The 17,201-nt window shown below is 48.8% G+C and carries 17 protein-coding genes and 4 pseudogenes; 17 read left to right on the forward strand and 4 right to left on the reverse strand.

Annotation, left to right across the window (positions count from 1 at the left end; translation table 11 throughout):
* Positions 1-256: 256 nt before the first annotated feature.
* From tnpA to GGC63_RS35325, 12 genes and pseudogenes are all read left to right on the forward strand, one after another.
* Positions 257-727 (forward strand): annotated as a pseudogene (gene tnpA, locus GGC63_RS09540) (IS200/IS605 family transposase).
* 695 nt (positions 728-1,422) lie between these two features.
* Positions 1,423-2,034 (forward strand): flavodoxin family protein, encoded by a 612-nt coding sequence (locus GGC63_RS09545; RefSeq protein ID WP_192702086.1) that lies wholly within the window; start codon positions 1,423-1,425, stop codon positions 2,032-2,034.
* A gap of 85 nt (positions 2,035-2,119) precedes the next feature.
* Positions 2,120-3,601, forward strand: a pseudogene (gene dxs / locus GGC63_RS09550) (1-deoxy-D-xylulose-5-phosphate synthase); the annotation flags it as partial.
* Positions 3,602-3,640: 39 nt separating this feature from the next.
* On the forward strand, positions 3,641-4,474 hold the full coding sequence (locus GGC63_RS34415) for a DMT family transporter (protein ID WP_225948103.1): 834 nt from the start codon (positions 3,641-3,643) through the stop codon (positions 4,472-4,474).
* Positions 4,475-4,525: 51 nt separating this feature from the next.
* Positions 4,526-5,494: a DMT family transporter gene (locus GGC63_RS09560; RefSeq protein ID WP_192702087.1), complete on the forward strand. Its 969-nt coding sequence runs from the start codon at positions 4,526-4,528 to the stop codon at positions 5,492-5,494.
* Positions 5,495-5,552: 58 nt separating this feature from the next.
* Positions 5,553-5,684: a hypothetical protein gene (locus GGC63_RS34885; RefSeq protein WP_264082022.1), complete on the forward strand. Its 132-nt coding sequence runs from the start codon at positions 5,553-5,555 to the stop codon at positions 5,682-5,684.
* A pseudogene (locus GGC63_RS09565) lies at positions 5,630-5,752 on the forward strand (acetolactate synthase small subunit); the annotation flags it as partial. The gene GGC63_RS34885 and the pseudogene GGC63_RS09565, both read left to right, overlap by 55 nt.
* Positions 5,753-5,875: 123 nt before the next feature.
* The gene (locus tag GGC63_RS09570) at positions 5,876-6,142 is read left to right on the forward strand and encodes a HesB/YadR/YfhF family protein (RefSeq protein ID WP_225948105.1); all 267 of its coding nucleotides are present in this window, start codon (positions 5,876-5,878) and stop codon (positions 6,140-6,142) included.
* Positions 6,143-6,397: 255 nt separating this feature from the next.
* Positions 6,398-6,850 carry a MarR family winged helix-turn-helix transcriptional regulator gene (locus GGC63_RS09575; protein ID WP_192702089.1) on the forward strand — a complete coding sequence of 151 codons (453 nt, stop codon included), beginning with the start codon at positions 6,398-6,400 and terminating at the stop codon, positions 6,848-6,850.
* Between the two features lie 157 nt (positions 6,851-7,007).
* Positions 7,008-7,916 (forward strand): HPP family protein, encoded by a 909-nt coding sequence (locus tag GGC63_RS09580; RefSeq protein ID WP_192702090.1) that lies wholly within the window; start codon positions 7,008-7,010, stop codon positions 7,914-7,916.
* A gap of 161 nt (positions 7,917-8,077) precedes the next feature.
* A pseudogene (locus GGC63_RS09585) lies at positions 8,078-8,296 on the forward strand (ABC transporter permease); the annotation flags it as partial.
* A gap of 25 nt (positions 8,297-8,321) precedes the next feature.
* The gene (locus GGC63_RS35325) at positions 8,322-8,675 is read left to right on the forward strand and encodes a methyltransferase domain-containing protein (RefSeq protein WP_225948072.1); all 354 of its coding nucleotides are present in this window, start codon (positions 8,322-8,324) and stop codon (positions 8,673-8,675) included.
* 19 nt (positions 8,676-8,694) lie between these two features.
* Here the strand turns inward: GGC63_RS35325 and GGC63_RS09595 are convergent, their stop codons facing one another.
* Together GGC63_RS09595 and GGC63_RS09600 are read right to left on the reverse strand one after the other, a co-directional pair.
* A complete protein-coding gene (locus tag GGC63_RS09595; protein WP_225948073.1) occupies positions 8,695-9,279 on the reverse strand; it encodes a GrpB family protein in 585 nt (194 codons plus the stop codon).
* 93 nt (positions 9,280-9,372) lie between these two features.
* A complete protein-coding gene (locus tag GGC63_RS09600) occupies positions 9,373-10,419 on the reverse strand; it encodes an IS1595 family transposase (RefSeq protein WP_192702093.1) in 1,047 nt (348 codons plus the stop codon).
* Between the two features lie 386 nt (positions 10,420-10,805).
* Here GGC63_RS09600 and GGC63_RS09605 point away from each other — a divergent pair, with 386 nt between their 5' ends.
* Together GGC63_RS09605 and GGC63_RS09610 are read left to right on the forward strand one after the other, a co-directional pair.
* Positions 10,806-11,606, forward strand: a complete 801-nt coding sequence (locus GGC63_RS09605; protein WP_192702094.1) for a polysaccharide deacetylase family protein — start codon at positions 10,806-10,808, stop codon at positions 11,604-11,606.
* Positions 11,607-11,681: 75 nt separating this feature from the next.
* Entirely contained in the window at positions 11,682-12,788 is a 1,107-nt protein-coding gene (locus GGC63_RS09610) for a lactonase family protein (protein WP_192702095.1), read from the forward strand.
* Between the two features lie 50 nt (positions 12,789-12,838).
* Here the strand turns inward: GGC63_RS09610 and GGC63_RS09615 are convergent, their stop codons facing one another.
* Both GGC63_RS09615 and GGC63_RS09620 read right to left on the reverse strand, forming a co-directional pair.
* The gene (locus tag GGC63_RS09615) at positions 12,839-13,003 is read right to left on the reverse strand and encodes a hypothetical protein (protein WP_192702096.1); all 165 of its coding nucleotides are present in this window, start codon (positions 13,001-13,003) and stop codon (positions 12,839-12,841) included.
* A gap of 101 nt (positions 13,004-13,104) precedes the next feature.
* Positions 13,105-13,431: an SPW repeat protein gene (locus GGC63_RS09620; protein WP_192702097.1), complete on the reverse strand. Its 327-nt coding sequence runs from the start codon at positions 13,429-13,431 to the stop codon at positions 13,105-13,107.
* Between the two features lie 258 nt (positions 13,432-13,689).
* Between GGC63_RS09620 and GGC63_RS09625 the strand changes: the two genes are divergently transcribed.
* The 3 genes from GGC63_RS09625 to GGC63_RS09635 all read left to right on the forward strand — a co-directional run bounded on the left by GGC63_RS09625 (position 13,690) and on the right by GGC63_RS09635 (position 17,195).
* Complete coding sequence (locus GGC63_RS09625; RefSeq protein ID WP_192702098.1) at positions 13,690-15,063, forward strand: sulfatase; 1,374 nt, start codon at positions 13,690-13,692, stop codon at positions 15,061-15,063.
* A gap of 67 nt (positions 15,064-15,130) precedes the next feature.
* The gene (locus GGC63_RS09630; RefSeq protein ID WP_192702099.1) at positions 15,131-15,985 is read left to right on the forward strand and encodes a protein tyrosine phosphatase; all 855 of its coding nucleotides are present in this window, start codon (positions 15,131-15,133) and stop codon (positions 15,983-15,985) included.
* A gap of 202 nt (positions 15,986-16,187) precedes the next feature.
* Positions 16,188-17,195, forward strand: a complete 1,008-nt coding sequence (locus GGC63_RS09635) for a LacI family DNA-binding transcriptional regulator (protein WP_192702100.1) — start codon at positions 16,188-16,190, stop codon at positions 17,193-17,195.
* Positions 17,196-17,201 lie beyond the last annotated feature (6 nt).

A 17,201-nucleotide genomic window follows, 5' to 3' on the forward strand; every position in this document is an offset into this window, starting at 1 on the left:
AATCCACTTCTCGGGTTTCAACAGCGGCTGGAGGGGCATACCTCACTTGAGGTATATTGGCAATAGTTCAGGCTCCATGGGTTTTTCAACAGACACACCCGCGTATTGCGCGGGTGTATTTCTTTGTATAAGAAAACCCCCAGTTCGACTGGGGGTTCAGGAAAGCTTATAGCTATGAGTAGTCAATCCTTTGAACTCGATGATAAGATGTTAGCCGGTCTGCCAACCGCTAAAACTTATCGAAGGAGAACAAAGGATGGACAACAGCAGTCTAGCACACACGAAATGGAACTGTAAATACCATGTCATATTTGCTCCTAAATATCGGAGGCAAGTGATATATGGAAAACTAAAAAGAGAGATCGGAAAGATCTTACGAGAGCTATGTGAACGAAAAGGAGTCGAGATCATTGAAGCAGAAGCCTGCCCGGATCACATCCATATGCTTGTAAGTATCCCACCGAAGCTCAGTGTATCGGAGTTTATGGGATATTTAAAAGGGAAGAGCTCACTGATGATTTTCGATAAATTTGCCAATATGAAATAGCGTTATGGGAATCGGCAATTTTGGTGTAGAGGGTATTACGTGGATACGGTAGGGCGAAATAAGAAGATCATCCAGGAGTACATACGCAACCAACTGGATGAAGACAAGAATTATGAGCAGCTAACGATGAAAGAGTTGATCGACCCGTTTACGGGTGAGTCGGTGAAAAGGGGCAGGTAAAGAGGCCCCTTTCAGGGGCTAGCCCGGGGCAATTCGCGGTTGGCAGCCATTTCAGAGCGCCTTTAGGCGCCGGCTAGTAACATGCCCTTATAGGGCTAATGGAAGCCACCGGCTAAGCCGGTGGTTATGACTTTCCTCTGAATTTTTTGCTAACTTCCAGTATTTACTCAACTATGACGCATTGATATTCCATTGCTTCAACTTTCTTGTCGAAAGCCCTCCATTTCATTACGGAAGCAGGCGGCGGGATGTTCGGGCTGTTCGGTGTGGGGACTTGTCATCGGCATCGTCCTACTTGATCTGGGCGTTCAGAGAGCGAATTCCGCTAACGGATTTATAGCCTTATAAGTCGCTTGAACATGGTTTACATGACATCTCTTCCCTCGCTTGGGGATGTGGGGTTGGGATGGGGTTTGCGCGGTCGAAGGGGGCCTGTCCCTAATCGGATTCGCCGCATGGGGAATCGGACGAATCAGGGAGCGAAGGATTATTGATTTCTCCTAATGTAAGCTCCTCGATCTTATAGTGCTTCGGCCTTTAAGTTTACTTATAAGGCTTCCGAAAAAATTAGAATCCCACCCATGAATTTAAATGATTGACTGTGCAACTATATCATGTTATTGTATGTTCAATAATTGTATGCTCAATTGTTGTGTATGCAATAATTATATTACTGCAAAAGAGGAGTGATTTCTGTGACAACAAGTCAAATTTCCGTCGCTATTGTGTACCACAGCGGTTACGGTCATACGCAAAAACAGGCAGAAGCCGTTGCAAAAGGGGCGCAAGAAGTAGACGGAACGTTGGTGGAACTATATCAGGTGGCCACTTTAAACGATGAATTATGGGAGCGGTTGGAACACGCGGACGCAATAGTCTTCGGATCTCCGACTTATATGGGCGGGCCTTCTGCCGTGTTCAAAAAGTTCATGGAAGCAAGCAGTAGCAAGGTGTGGGGAAGGAATTTAAAGTGGAAAGATAAAATTGCCGGAGGCTTTACCAATTCTCAGAATATCAATGGAGACAAATTAAACACTTTAACCTCTTTAGCGCTTTTTGCCGCTCAGCACGGAATGCATTGGGTCGGGCTCGGCATTTACGGGGGTTGGAATACGAAGTCGGCCAGTATCGACGATGTCAATCGGTTGGGGAGCTTCATTGGAGCGATGGCGCAGTCGAATGGAGATGCCTCTCCGGAGGAAGCGCCACCGGCATCCGACTTGAAGACTGCTTCGATTTTGGGAAGACGGATAGCGGAGACGACGCATCAATTTGTCTACGGTCGGCGCATATGGAATTCCCGATAACCGTCGTTGAAACTCGGTGAAAGACTGTTTTTCTCTTTCGTGCACATAATGCGACCGTCAGTTCCGAAGAAAGTGGGGTACCTACATGATACTCAACCGAATCGACAGCCCGTCGGACCTTAAAAAGCTGAGCGTGATCGAATTATCGCATCTCGCCCAGGAAATCCGCCAATTTCTGATTCAACAACTATCCGCGGCGGGCGGCCATTTGGCGCCGAATCTCGGCGTCGTAGAGTTGACGTTGGCTATGCACTACTTGTATAACAGCCCGAGCGACAAGTTCATCTTCGACGTCGGTCACCAAGCTAGGTTCATAAGATGCTGACGGGACGGATGGACCGGTTCCATACGCTGCGCCAGAAGGACGGCTTGTCCGGTTTCGTCAAGCGCGCGGAAAGCGAGCACGACGTCTGGGAAGCCGGCCACAGCAGCACTTCGCTCTCGGCCGCGCTCGGTATGGCGCTTGCCCGCGATCTTAAGGACGATACCAACAAAGTTTTGGCCGTTATCGGCGACGGGGCTTTGACCGGAGGCATGGCGCTTGAGGCACTCAACCATATCGGCCACGAGAAGCGCAACCTGACGGTCGTTCTCAATGACAACGAGATGTCGATCGCGCCGAACGTCGGCGCTTTGCACAACTACCTCGGGAAGGTCCGCTCCGACAAGACGTACCGTAAAGCCAAAGAAGAATTCGAACGGCTGCTGCGCAAAATCCCGGCCGTCGGGGGTAAGTTGGCAAAGACTGCAGAACGATTGAAAGACGGCTTCAAATATTTGGTCGTTCCGGGCATGCTGTTCGAGGAATTCGGACTTAAATATTTCGGCCCGGTCGATGGACACGATATCGAGAATCTACTTGATACGTTCCGCCAAGCCGACAAGGTGGACGGCCCGGTGCTGATTCACGTACTTACCGTTAAAGGCAAGGGGTATTCGCCAGCGGAAGCCGATTCGCTGAAATGGCACGGCATCACGCCGTACAAGATCGAATCGGGCCAAGTCGTCAAGCCGGTCGGTCCTCCTATGTACACGGAAGTGTTCGGCAATTCGCTGATCGAGTTGGCCGAGCAAGACGACCGAATCGTTGCGATTACGCCCGCCATGCCGAGCGGTTCGGGGCTCATTCCTTTCGCCAAGCGGTTTCCGGACCGGATGTATGACGTCGGAATCGCCGAGCAGCATGCGGCGACGATGTCTGCCGCACTGGCGCTGGAAGGGCTCAAGCCGGTGTTCGCCGTCTATTCAACGTTCTTGCAGCGCGCTTACGACCAGGTCGTCCACGACATTTGCCGCCATAACGCCAACGTTATCTTCGCCATCGACCGTGCCGGGTTTGTCGGCCCGGATAGAGAGACGCACCAGGGCGTTTACGATATCGCGTTTCTCCGTCACATTCCGAACCTGGTGCTCATGATGCCCAAGGACGAGAACGAGCTGCGTCGTATGATGAAGACAGCGGTCGATTATAACGACGGTCCGATCGCTGTTCGTTACGCCCCGCATTAACGGGCTCGGCGTACCGACGGACGAACAACCGCAGTCGATTCCGATCGGCAAATGGGAGGGCACGCTCTGTTCTTGGATGAAAGGGGAGGAGATGGGAATGATATATGGGCTAATTACCGCGGTTTGCTTCGGATTATCTGATTTTATGGTTACCCAAGCAACCAGGAAAATTCAGACGCTGCCTGCTCTCATGTGGATTCAATTGATCGCTTCGATCCTACTCGGTAGTTACGTTTGGCTGCAATCCCCGCAAGTAAATGGAGATCTTTCAATATGGGGAGCGGCAGCAGCCATCAGCATCGTGAATTTTGCCGGAACACTTTTGCTCTATCGGGCATTTGAGAAAGGGACTTTATCTATCGTCTCCCCAATCGGATCTGGATTTGTTGTCGTAACTGCCGTCCTTGCCTTCGTCGGAGGAGAACGGCTTCCATGGAATTCGATTGTTGGTGTAATGCTGTTGGTAATCGGGGTTATGACGGTAACTTGGTCGAAAAAGAGCGACAGCACGCAAGCGACATTGTCCGGGGTTCCGGAAGCGGCAATCGCCTCACTATGTATCGGCTTTTACTTCTGGGCGGTCGGATATATTACGCCGTATCTTGGCGTTCTTCTTCCCGTGCTCATCACTCGGGTTGTCCAACTGCTCTGCGCGCTTGCATGTTTGCGAACTCGAAAGATCACCCTTCCTCGGATATCCTTTTCCACCGGGTTTATCTTGATTTTGGCGGCACTGCTAGATTCTGGCGCGTTGCTCTCCTTCAACCAGGGACAATCTCTTGCCTATACGACAAGCACGACGGCACTTACTTCATTATATAGTGTCGTCACTATTCTAATGGCATGGGCAATCTTAAAAGAACAGCTCGCGAGAACCCAGTGGATCGGAGTTTCCGTCGTTCTGCTCGGCGTCATTGCGGTAAGCCTGTAGAGTATAGCGGATGGGACGATGGTTCATTGGTCTGAAGGAGGGGAGAAATCAGTGAGAAATCATGCGTTCCGAAATGGGATCATGGCATGCTTGTTTACAAGCTTGATTTGGGGCGGGCAGTTCCCTGTTGCCGGAAGCGTATTGCGGCATATCGATCCTTTTTATTTTACTTGCATTCGGTATACGATAGCTGCTATCTTGTTTGCTCCGCTGCTTTGGTTGAAGGAGGGGCGCGAGGCGTTCAAGCTGGAGGGGAGATTCGGAGAACTGTGGTTTTTGGGAAGCATGGCCTTTACTGCTTTCAACTTTCTCGTGTTTCTCGGACAGCAAATCGCGGGACCAACAGGAGCGATCATGACTTCCGTGATGTTGAGCTTTTTGCCCGCAGTCAGCGTGGTCGTTTTGTGGATCTGGAAAGGGTTGAAGCCAGAGCCAATGACAATGGGATGTGTGTTGTTTGCGATCATGGGCGTTATATTGGTTGTAACTGAGGGGAAAATATCCATCCTAATCGACAACCCCGACCATCTTACGGCTGCGGTGCTTATGTTATCAGGCGTCATTTGTTGGGCGTTTTATACGATCGGTGGCAAAGCATTCCCGGCCTGGTCGTCCTTGCGCTATACGACTTTAACATGTCTGTTCGGAACGTCCACCTCTCTTTTTATCGTTGCCGGAAGTACCGGAATCGGACTGCTGAAGATCCCGGATGCGCAGTCATTGCAGGACACTTTATGGCAACTTGCTTATATGAGCATCGCCGCCGGCGTTGCAGCTGTTCTTAGCTGGAATGCCGGAACCAAGCTCTTGAACCCGGTGAACGCCAGCCTGTTTAACAACCTTGTTCCTATCGTATCCGTAGCGATTACCGCGCTGATGGGCTACAAGATACACGCTGTTGTCATTGTAGGGATCATAATAGTTCTGGTTGCGTTATTGGTTAACAATGCGTTAATGCGTTTCAGAAGACCAGGAGCAATACCAAGAACAAGACCAGATCGGACTAATGATGGGGCATGAATGTCTCGAAACTCAAGTTTATGCCAATTTATCACTATTTCCAAGAGGAGGATGGTGAATGAGCTCTCAAAGTGCAGCCGTCTCGATAGAAGAAGGTCTCATTGAAAGGGTGTTGCAGCTGGATGTCATTAGCGGGTCGTACAAGTCGTCGGTAACCCCGAGAAAATCGACGCGATGGTCGATCTCCTAAAGCCATATGGCTTGCGCGAGTTGACCTGTATCGGCATCACCGCAATGACGCGCGGCATAGTGGAGTAACAATTGCACTACCCGTGTCTAAACGCATACGCTGCAATGCTAACGATTATTATGGGCATACACGGTTAACTGGCCGGATTTGGGACTTATTTGACGTGAAGAGGGGAATAAACCGTGAATATTATGGTTACGAATGCCGCAGTTGACTGCTTTCAAAACGACTGGGAATACTGCGCGGGAGACTTTATTCGTGTTTTTGTCCGATACACCGGCGGTGGAAAAGATGCATTCGCTTTTGGCATCACGAAAGACGATCCGCAGAATATCGCGGCCCACTATATCGAAAGCGGTATTACTTTCTTTATGGAAGAAGTAGATATATGGTACTTAGACAACCGTAATCTTACGATCGATTGTCGAAACGGTGAAATTGTGTTTGACCGTGGTTGATTCCTTCGGGGTACTTTCAATATTTGAAGAAAAACCAAAGCATGGAGCATTTGAAGGTTAATCTGGATGTGCAGTCCTCTTTCAATAACGAGCAATCGGTGGAGTCAATAAGTGATGGCATGGGTATAATTGGATATTCGTCATCGGTGAGCTAGTCTTGATTGGTATACATCAACAATTTCCATCCAATAATATAGTTGCGCAGTCAAACACCCTGATGTATAGTGGTAGTAAAATTTAAACTGTGGGGATACGATGATCAAATTATCTGAAGATGAATTGGCAGCCTGGCGTTCGTTTATTAAAACGCATGCACTGATTATCGAATATATTGAAAGAGAGCTGGCAACCGAAAAAAAGGTACCTTTAACTTCATATGATGTGTTGATCGCCTTGTTTGAAGCGCCTGGAAAACGATTACGGATGCATGAATTGGCGAGCAAAGTAGTGCTTAGCCGAAGCGGATTAACACGGTTGGTAGATCGCCTTGAAAAGCAAGGGCTGATTGTCCGGGAACGAAGCGATACGGATCGGCGCGGTGCCTATGCAGTTCTTACACGTGAAGGCAAACGTGAATTGCTAAAAGCTTGGCCGATTTACGCAAGAGGAATTCATGAGTGCTTTATATCCGGGATGAACGAGGAGGAGGTGGCTACGATTCATCACATCCTTGAAAATATTAAGGGGCGCTTGGTGGAAAAGGTCTGACTTAAATCAGTATATGGATCAATACGGATTGAGATTGTAAAAGCCTAATCCGCGATAAGCGGATTTTGTTCTTTTACCGTATTTGATGTTTTTAATGCGATTAAAACGGCATTCTTGAATACATTGACTATCTGGTTTTGATATAGCGGAGGCTGAAATGGTATGGAATTTTCAAAAATTTAGACGTTTTTTATTAGCTTATACTTTAGTTATTATTATGCTTACAGGTGCTGTACTTTTACAACAAAGGGATATTCTCTTCCCGGAAATTGCCGGGATAGCGATGGGTGTGATGGTGTTTGCAGTACCACATTGGATAAAGAAGCCCGTTCATGTGTGGCTTTCGCCAACATTCGCTGCACTCATAGGCACTTCGTTGAACATTTTGCCTCTAACACCTCTGCTGAAAATATGGATGGGATTTGGGATTATTGTTATTCTAATGCACATCTTCCGAATCCATTTTGGACCCACGATTCCTGCTGGATTGCTGCCAATCTTTTTGAATCTGCACGATTATGTTTTTGTAGTCACAACGGGTATCTTTACATTTATGATTATGCTGGCCGCTTTTCGATTGAGAAAACCAGACAAGATGTCTGGGGAGACATCGAATTTTCGTAAGAAAATGGATACGGTCGTTATAACTATTGTTTTAGGCCTCAGGATTGGTCTGGCATTCGTAACAAAACTAGAAATTTTCGTGGTTCCGCCTATTTTTGCTCTTATTTTCGAAGTTTTTCATGCCAAAGGGTTTAAATGGAGTTTAATTCCTTCCCGTTTAGCGATATTGACGATCACAGCTATTATTTCAGTCGGAGTCTATCATTTGTTCGCAGGATCGACCATTTGGGTTGGTGTTATAAATGTATTGATTACAATCATTATGTGTACTTTGTTTAAAGTCCCTGTCCCTGTCGCATTTGGTGTCTCCTTAATGCCGCTTATTGTCCCGGCATGGGGGTCCTGGGGGTTTCCGATAGGTGTCTTTGTCACAACCGGAGTTTTGATGTGTTTTTCTGCAGCCTACCGCCAGTTTAGGAACAAGCGAGACGTAACTGTGTAAACCGTATTCCGAAAATTTTGTCTTCACTAGTTTTTAAGTTGAAAAGCTCAGTACATGTATAGCATAAAAAGAAAGTAGTGAAGATGATGCAGACAATGTGGTTCCGGTCCTGTATAGTCATGTGTTGATATAGCTCCTGTTGTTGCTCCAGTTCCTACCGGGTGGAGTTTGGCTTGGTCTGGTTTGAGGCTGTCGTTGTGGCGCTGATGTCCTTACTGCTGTCTGTGCTGATTCGTTCGAAGGCCGCGGGAATGGGTGTGATGCTTGCCGTATTTATTTTGGAAACAATTCTTTCCAACATGGTTTCATCTTCGGAATCGGCCAAATATCTTTTTATGGTAAGTTTGGATTTGACCAAGTATTTAACGGGAAACCTCCCAAGGGCGGTCTACCGCACTTGCACGCTTGCTTCCCAATCCCTGGAAGTCGCAGTTTGATGAGCCTAATGCTGAAAACATATTCGGACAGCGGCTGTCGTCAGCCATAACGGCAAATTCCCGTGTGCTCGATATCGGCTGCGGCTCAGGGGATTTTCTTAGCCAATATGCTCTCATAGCCCAGGAAGCCGTAGGGATTGATAACAAGGATGCTTTTATCGCTACCGCCAATCGGCGTAAACCGACAGACCGCTTTTGCTATACGACGGTCGATGTGGATCAAGGACTGCCTTTTCCCGCTCATTATGTTGATATTGTTTTTTCAAAAGGCTATGTTAAATTTTATTGTTGTTTCTCGACCACAAAAAACCGCCTACTCTGAAAAGGCGGTAACGTCTTATTTACTTTAACTCGTTAGTCCAAACATCTTGTAAAGGCAGTCCTTTTTTAGTTCTTGCAACATCAATTACATGTTGTATAAAATCCGTTTTAGAACGGGTATATTCATCCAAGTTCACATTAAAATTTTTAGCGGAATTTCTCTTGAGTTCCCCATATTTTTGAACTAATTCAGGGTGTTCTCTCAAATAATCTCTTAATATCAATTCATTTCTGTTATAGAACTCATCATTGTAAGGGATGATGTGTATGTTATGGGTCCAGACTCCATCTGTGTATTTATAGAATAAATATCTACTACTCATGCCCGTTTGAATGTAATGGTATAACTCTGAATCAAGTATAGATCTATAGTAAGCTAACTCTGAAAAAGGTGACACTCCAACGAAGATATCGATTATTGGCTTTGCTTCTTGACCAGGAATGGACGTACTTCCAATGTGTTCAATGGCAATAGCTTGATCACCAAGAAGCGAGGATAGGATGCACTTCTCTTGTACAAAATCAATTGTCCATTGTGGATTATATTTAACAATTTTTATTTCTTCACTCATGCCTATACATCCCTTTCTTTTTGTTTTTCCCATGAAAATGAAGATTCCAGAGTTCACTATTACTTCTAATTTTCGCTTTACCACTATTTGAGATAAGATTCTCCACGTTTGATCGATATTAACCCGTTAGGAAGAAAAAGAAGTTCTTCGAAGTTTGGTGTTTGTCTCTTTAACTGTAAACAAGCAAGATGTAACCAGCATATTTTTCTTATTCGACGTTGTGTTCTCATACTCCTTGCTGTCCAAATAGCGGAACCACGCCAGATAATGTTGTAGATACTTGGTTGCAACACCATTGAAACGGTCTAACCATCTTTTCAGACGACTGTGGTAACTGTTGACATTTTGGATGTGGTACACGCCTTTCAAGCGTTGTTTCCCGTCGGACTTGAAACGGTAATGAGCCAACCCTTTTGAATTCGCATAGGAAGTGAATGCTCTCCACGAATCGGTGCAAAGAACATTTGAGTCGGATAAGTGAGTACCAATCACCTCATCCAATTTCGTAGTCCGAATACGCCCACGTCCAAGAACGCTTGAGTACGTCATTTTCTGACGGTCACGGGCAACCAGCACACACCCTTGGTCGTTGCTAATGCCACGATATTTGGCTTTGCCGCCACGTTTACGTGGCTTGCGTTCGGTGATTTTCCGTTTACCTTTTTCAGAGTACAAGAAATAAGTTTCGTCCATTTCGACAATACCTTGAAAAGCTTCCGTTGGAATTTGCTTCAAAGCGGCGAGAATCTTATGCCGCCAGTAAAACAAAGTCACATGTGTGACCTCTTCATGCAGTATTTCAGCACACTTACGTAATGAAAAGCCCTCCATCATACATTCAAAAAACCGAACCCATAGATGAGGTCTTCTCGTACGTTGGAGAGGGGTATTCGTGAGGTCGTTAAACGTTTGACGGCAAGACTTACAACGGTAGCGTTGACGTTTGACCTCTCCAATACGTGTTTTTACAACGTACTTCCCAAACCGCACGACGGAGTGATTTTTGCAATGAGGACAAACAAGCCCATCTTTATGCTTCTGCTCTTGTATTTCATCTATCGCACGTATTGGAGTCGCCATCCCCTTGGTACGGGACTGCAAAAATTGGATAAGCTCTCGCTTTCCGCTACCGTCCAAGGTATCAGCAAGCTTTTTCAGTTCCTTCAAATCCATGAGTAAATCATCTCCGAAACAATGATGTTACCCTAAATATAGAACAAACGTTCGTAATTATCAAATATCAACAACATGGTTTAACATAGCCTTTCAAAAAAAGGTCCATGGCTCTTCAAAGACCATAATCGGGAAGCCGGGGCTTGAAGCAAAAAGCTTGGAAAGAGTACTTGGAACGTGTGGAGCGAACTTTCAAAGAAAATGCGACTTCCCGTGGGTTAAAGGTAACAAATTACTACTTCCTCATAACCGGAAGATCCAATTACTAGATAAAACCGTAAACGGCAATCCTGCTAAAATCATTTCCACAATATGCTATCGGTGATAAACTAGAGCTATAGTAGATTTGCACACTATGGATATCCATATAGGAGGCTGTTACGGGAATGCCTAAAATATTGATGACTTATCCGCAAGGCAAATTCAAAGTACTGACGATGAGCTATGATGACGGGAGAGCGGCGGACCGCAGGCTTGTCCAGATTTTCAACGACTATGGAATCAAGGGCGCTTTTCATATTAATTCCGGTTTGATGGGTACCGGTGACAGAATCACGAAGGAAGAGGCCGCGGAGCTGTACAAGGGGCAAGAGGTGTCCACCCACACCGTCACACACCCGACGATCGTGAGATCACCGAGAGAGCAGCTGCTTGAAGAGGTGCTGGAGGACCGCAAGGCGCTGGAAAAGATGGTAGGCTATACGGTTCGCGGGCTGTCCTATCCTAACGGCTCCTTCAACCGCCAGATTAAAGAAACGCTGCCCTATCTGGGCATCGAATATGCCAGGGTCGTAGAGACGACCGGGGGCTTCGGTCTTCCTGACGATTGGATGGAGTGGAAGCCGACCTGCCACCACAAGCGGAATTTAATGAGCTTGGCCGAGACTTTCGTGGAGCTGCATAAAAATCAATACCTGTACATGATGTACGTATGGGGTCATAGCTATGAGTTCGACACGGATAACAATTGGGATTTGATCGAGAACTTTTGCCAATATATCAGTAACAAGGACGATATCTGGTATGCAACGAATATCGAAATCGTTGACTATTTCAAAGCGTTCCGCCAGCTTCAATTTTCCGCTTCAAGCGAATTTGTCTACAATCCTTCTGCTAAATCGGTATGGATCAGTGTTGATGGGGATATCGTAGAAATTCGCGGCGGCGAGCAGGTATCCTTGGTCTAACCCGGAAACATGGCAATGTAGGGAACGATTGGGTACAATAAGCTTAAAACTGCCAAAGGATTAGGAGATGCTGTTATGGAAAATGCCAAATGGATTACCTATTTCGGATCCTATGCGGGGAAACAATCGCCGGGGATTCACGTTTATATGCTGGACGAGCAATCGGGGGAGCTTTCGAGTATAGAAACCGTGTCGGGTCTGATCAACCCTACCTTTTTGACAGTCAGCCAGTCCAAGGGACTGCTGTATTCCTATACTCAAGCGGATGAAGGGCAGGACAGCGGAGCCGTGCTGACGTACCGGATTGATCCGGAGTCGGGTGCCTTGTCTTTGGCCGGGCAGGAGCCAAGCCTGGATAAATCGGCGACGCATATCAATCTCGATCATGCGGAGAATTTTGCGATGACCGTCAGTTATTCGGAAGGGACCATTAACCTGTTCCCAGTTCAACCGAATGGTCAGCTCGGCCCGTTATCGGATAAAGTACGGCATGAAGGCTCTAGCGTCGTGCCTAAGCGGCAGGAGAGCGCGCACCCTCATTCGATCTATACCGATCCGACCGATCAATTCGTGATCGTCCCTGACCTGGGATTGGATACAATCAAGGTATACCGTCTGGACCGGGAGCAGGGCAAGTTCCTGCCGCATGACGATGTGAAGCTGGCTCCGGGGTCCGGGCCGCGGCATTTTGCTTTCCATCCATCCCTGGCTTACGCTTATGTTATTAACGAATTGAATTCGACGATAACTGTATTTACCTATGACGGGCAGGCCGGCAAATTGCAGGAAATTCAGACGGTATCCGCTCTGCCGGAGGACTTTAACGGTACCAGCAGCACCGCTGAAGTGCAGATCTCCGCTTGCGGATCGTTCCTGTACGGCTCTAACCGGGGACATGACAGCATCGTCGTGTTCGCTATCGATAAGAGCAGCGGCAAGTTGAGCCTGGTTCAGCATATTTCCACCGGGGGCGAGCATCCGCGCCATTTCAGCCTGACGCCGAGCGGGCGTTATTTGCTGGCTGCCAATAAAGATTCCGATTCGGTTCACGTCTTTAAGGTGGACCCAGACAACGGCAGACTGTCGGCAACAGGGCAATCGATTTCGATTCCGCAACCAACCTGCGTTCGCTACTACAAGCTGCCTTCCCAAGGAAGCATAAAAGAGGTCCTTTCCCTTTGATAGGGAGAGGACCTTTTTGGCGTTTACGTAAGCCGCTTCCGTCGACGATACTATTGAAACTTTTTGTAGTCGGGATCGTCGTTGATCGGATCGTAATCCAATTCGGTAATTTTGGAATAGGAGTAATGACCGTATTCATCATAGTAATGAAACGGGTTATCCAATTGATTAGGCAGGAAATAGTCTTTGAGAAGCGTAAGGAAATTACGGAGCATAGTTCCACCTCGGCTTTATCATTTATGTAAAGTATTTACAGTTTGGGGGATCCTATGCATCCTTAGCTCATGAGATCGTAATCCTGATGGCGGAATCGCGGCTATTCCCGTCCTCGGGTTCCCAGATTGGCGAAGCTGCATAATATCGTGAAGACACCTAATGCCGCGCCGAGCCATAGCTGCTTATGGTCATTTATTCGTTGCAGGAAGGGGGCGATAGCCATGAAGAAACCGGTGACGGCCGTGATGAGGTTAGGAAGCGAGTCTCCCGTTGCTTGGCTTATGGACCAGAGGGATGCTGCGATCTGAATAAGCCCGACACCCATGCTGAACCAGAACGCTGCCCCGGATTCCGTATAACTGAATACCCAAGGCGATACTATTAACCAAAGTCCGAAGAGTAAGATCAAGACGCTTCTCACTTTCATCCAAAGCACCTCCCATTACAATCATATGTAGCAGATAGGCGGTTGGTTACTAAAAATAAAGCGATTTCATTTTTAGGGTTGACAGAAATCGCGGATTATTTTACAATTTTGGTAACGTTTCCGGTAACGTTACCAAAAACCTGTGCTGCTTATTCGAAGCTCCTGACGAATCTATTGGGAGATATTTTTAACAGGTAAGGTTAAGCGCTTTCCCTTTTATTTCGTTAAGAAACACTTTGAAAAAGGGGGTGTAATCCCATGATGAACATCCTCATCATTACTGTGGACCAGCTGCGGTGGGATGCCCTCTCTTGCGCAGGCAACCGAGAGGTCCATACGCCGAATATGGATCGGCTGGCGGAACAGGGAGTCCGGTTCACCCATGCGTTTACGAACGCTCCGGCATGCATGCCGGCAAGATCCTCGCTCCTTACAGGACGGTTCCCCCATGCCCACCGGGTAAGAGGCGGAGGCGTCCGGTTGCCGGAGGAGGAGGTGACGTTCCCGCATATTCTGAGCCAACGCGGCTACCATACCGCCCATATCGGCAAGCTGCATGTGCAGAACCATACGTACCGCGATCATACGGCACCGCATCCGAGCTACGGGTACCGTACTCTGCAGGTTACGGATGAGCGGGGCACTTATCGGGATCCGTATACGCAGTGGGTGGAGCGCAACTATCCCGAATATGCGGAGGCGGTCCGGCTGGAGCCGGGAGCAACCCGCGTGAGAAGCCGGACGGACCATCTGTCCGCCCGAGGCCGCTTCCCGGCAAGGGCTTCTCACAGCAAGTGGGTCAGTACGGCTTCCATAGAATTCATGGAGCATTACGGGGACACTCCTTTTTTGCTGTGGTCGAGCTTCTTCGATCCGCATTCCCCGTTTATCATCCCGTCCGATCTGGCCGACCGGTATGATCCCGCCGCAGTTACTCTGCCGAGAAACTGCGAGATTACGGCGGACAACGAGGAAGCGATTCGGCAAAAGAAAGCGGCTTACTACACGCTGGTCTCCCATGTCGACGATTGCGTGGGAGAGATCCTGCGATATCTCGATGAATCGGGATTGTCGGACCGAACTGCAGTGCTGCTGTCCAGCGACCACGGGGAATTTCTGGGCGATTACGGACGCTGGGGCAAGGGAAGGTCCGAGGATGAGAGCATTCGGATCCCGATGATGATACGAACGCCGGGGATGCTGCGGCAGCCTCCAACGAAACCTGTAGTGGAGGATATCGTTCAGCTGTTCGACCTGGCACCTACCATCTGCGATTTGACGGGCAGCATGAAGCCGCATTCCATGCAGGCGAGAAGCCTGCTCCCGCTGCTGAAGGGAGAGAACGACCCCGGCAGGCCGCCTTTCGCCCTGATCGAGCATAACTTCGAGGTATCCCGTATCGATACGGCCGAGGTGTTCGAGAAGACGCTCCGCAGTCATGACTACCGCCTGACGGTTTGGAGCGACCGGGAGGAGGGGGAGCTGTATGATTTGCGGAAGGACCCCCTTCAATCCGAGAATGTTTGGGACGCCCCGGAATACAAGGATGTCCGTGCGGAGCTGGTCTGGAAGCTCCTTCATAGACTTATGCAGACGGAAACGACGCTTCCGGTAAGGACGAATCCGTTCTGACCCGGCTGGGCTTGATAGAACGATTCCAGTGAGGTAAATGAAAACCCAAAAAAGGAGAGGGACAGAAGTGCAAAGTCAAATCGTACATCGCATCATCGACGTGGACAATAAGCGCGCTCTGCCGAAAAAATTCCGCATGACCAGTCCGCTTGCGGAAGGCTTGAGCCAACCGCCGGATTTCACCGGCCTGACTGACCTGAGAATTTCGGGCAGCGGCCAATTCTCGCAGCAAGGACTTCGGCTCATGCAAGTGACGATTGGCCAGCCGCGTATAACGATTGTCGACCTGAGGCAGGAAAGCCACGGCTTCGTTAACGGGATGGCGGTCAGCTGGTATGGACCTAATAACGGCTGCAACATGCATCTCACCCAAGAGGAGATACGGGCGGAGGAGGGCCGTCTTCTGCAGCAGCTTGCGGATGCGCAGGAGCTTGTATTAGACCGGCTGGAGAAGAAATCTGTCGATCTGGATAGTCCGGTCACGGGCCCGAAGCTCGTGCAGACCGAGGAGGAGATAGTGAGGAGCGAGGGGGCGGACTATATCCGTTTCTTTGTGACGGATCATCACCGGCCGTCGGACGGAGAAGTCGACCGCTTCATCCGCTACGCCGTAGGATTGCCCGAGGGCACGTGGCTTCATTTTCATTGCCGCGGCGGTGTCGGGCGGACGACCAGCTTTATGCTCATGTATGACATGCTGCATCACGCAGGCCGGGTAAGCCGAGAGGATCTATTCGAAAGACATGTCCGAATCGGCGGCAAGGATGTAAGCAGCGCTGATCCTAAGGATGAATTCAAGTACGGTCCTGCCTTGGAACGATTGGACTTTCTTCATCGATTTTACGATTATTGCGCAGGCAACCGGGACGGCTATGCTACGACATGGTCGCAATGGCTGGCGTCGAGCGGCTCGCCTTCTTAAGGAGCGAAGCCGTAGCTTATGGTTGACCGCGAGCTCCTGTAAGAGCCGGGCTTGGAATCACGAAACGCTTCTTTTCGGGAACGATTGTTGACCCGACAAAAAATATACCGCAAGGCAAAGATGTTTTCGTTGACAAAGAAAGCGGTTTATTTTACACTTTTGGTAACGTTACCGGAAACGTTACCAAAGGAGAATCCCAACTATGCTAACTATTAAAGATATCGCCAAACAGCTCGGTGTTTCCGTCTCAACCGTATCACGGGCGCTCAATAACCATCCGGATATCCGGGAAGAAACGAAGCAGGAAGTGCTGGAAGCCATGAAGCGGTTCAACTATACGCCGAACGCTTTGGCGCGAAGCCTGATTCAACGCAAGTCCAACACGGTAGGCCTGATGATCCCGGATATTACCGATCCCTTTTTCTCGGCTATGGCCCATGATGTAGAGGAAGTGTTGTCGGAGAACGGATACCAGGTCGTTTATGTGAATACGTCACGGAGACCGGATAAGGAAAAACGCTTTTTGAACAGCGTGATGGAGAGGAAGATGGACGGCATTATCGTGACGCCGGACTTCCTGGATGACGACGCGAAGGAGCTGCTGCAGCGGTTGAACATCCCGGTGGTCTTCCTCCGCAGGCGGCCTCCCGAGGAGCTGAACATGCCTTTCGTTGACGTCAACCATTACGAAGGCGCGTGTCGCGCGATGGAATATTTGTTCTCGCTAGGGCATAGGCAGATCGGGTTTATCGGGATGCCCCGCTATTCGTTTACCGGTCAGGAACGGTATCGCGGTTATATGGACAGCTTGAAGAAGCAGGGGATTACCCCGGACCCCCGAGGTATCTCATGGAACGGCAGAACGATTGAGTGCGGGTACAAGGCTATGGAAAGACTGAGGGAAGAGCTCCCGGACATGACGGCCGTATTTGCGGCGAACGATCTGCTCGGTGTAGGCGCTTTGGAATACACGGCCAGGAACGGGGTAGCCGTACCGGACCAAATCAGCATTATCGGCTTCGATAATTTGGAGGTCACTGATCTGCACTGGATTAAGCTGACCACGGTAGCCCAGCCTCGCAAGGAGATGGGACGCAAGGCGGCGGAGCTGTTAATGCAGATGATGACAGACAATCTCCTGACGGCGGATTCGATTACGCTGGAGACACAGCTGATCGTACGGAACACTTGCTCAGGGATCGCCAGATAACAGCAC

Source organism: Paenibacillus sp. OAS669 (genome assembly GCF_014873645.1).
GTDB lineage: Bacteria > Bacillota > Bacilli > Paenibacillales > NBRC-103111 > Paenibacillus_S > Paenibacillus_S vulneris.

What these genes read in the sequence shown, in the direction of transcription:
- GGC63_RS09620 (WP_192702097.1), bottom strand. Translation starts at nt 13,431, where the DNA reads ATGAAAGTGAGAAGCGTCTTGATCTTACTCTTCGGACTTTGGTTAATA.
- GGC63_RS09635 (WP_192702100.1), top strand. Translation starts at nt 16,188, where the DNA reads ATGCTAACTATTAAAGATATCGCCAAACAGCTCGGTGTTTCCGTCTCA.
- GGC63_RS09625 (WP_192702098.1), top strand. Translation starts at nt 13,690, where the DNA reads ATGATGAACATCCTCATCATTACTGTGGACCAGCTGCGGTGGGATGCC.
- GGC63_RS09595 (WP_225948073.1), bottom strand. Translation starts at nt 9,279, where the DNA reads ATGGGAAAAACAAAAAGAAAGGGATGTATAGGCATGAGTGAAGAAATA.
- GGC63_RS09570 (WP_225948105.1), top strand. Translation starts at nt 5,876, where the DNA reads ATGGTTACGAATGCCGCAGTTGACTGCTTTCAAAACGACTGGGAATAC.
- GGC63_RS34885 (WP_264082022.1), top strand. Translation starts at nt 5,553, where the DNA reads ATGAGCTCTCAAAGTGCAGCCGTCTCGATAGAAGAAGGTCTCATTGAA.
- GGC63_RS09600 (WP_192702093.1), bottom strand. Translation starts at nt 10,419, where the DNA reads ATGGATTTGAAGGAACTGAAAAAGCTTGCTGATACCTTGGACGGTAGC.
- GGC63_RS09575 (WP_192702089.1), top strand. Translation starts at nt 6,398, where the DNA reads ATGATCAAATTATCTGAAGATGAATTGGCAGCCTGGCGTTCGTTTATT.
- GGC63_RS09605 (WP_192702094.1), top strand. Translation starts at nt 10,806, where the DNA reads ATGCCTAAAATATTGATGACTTATCCGCAAGGCAAATTCAAAGTACTG.
- GGC63_RS09610 (WP_192702095.1), top strand. Translation starts at nt 11,682, where the DNA reads ATGGAAAATGCCAAATGGATTACCTATTTCGGATCCTATGCGGGGAAA.
- GGC63_RS09615 (WP_192702096.1), bottom strand. Translation starts at nt 13,003, where the DNA reads ATGCTCCGTAATTTCCTTACGCTTCTCAAAGACTATTTCCTGCCTAAT.
- GGC63_RS09580 (WP_192702090.1), top strand. Translation starts at nt 7,008, where the DNA reads ATGGTATGGAATTTTCAAAAATTTAGACGTTTTTTATTAGCTTATACT.
- GGC63_RS34415 (WP_225948103.1), top strand. Translation starts at nt 3,641, where the DNA reads ATGATATATGGGCTAATTACCGCGGTTTGCTTCGGATTATCTGATTTT.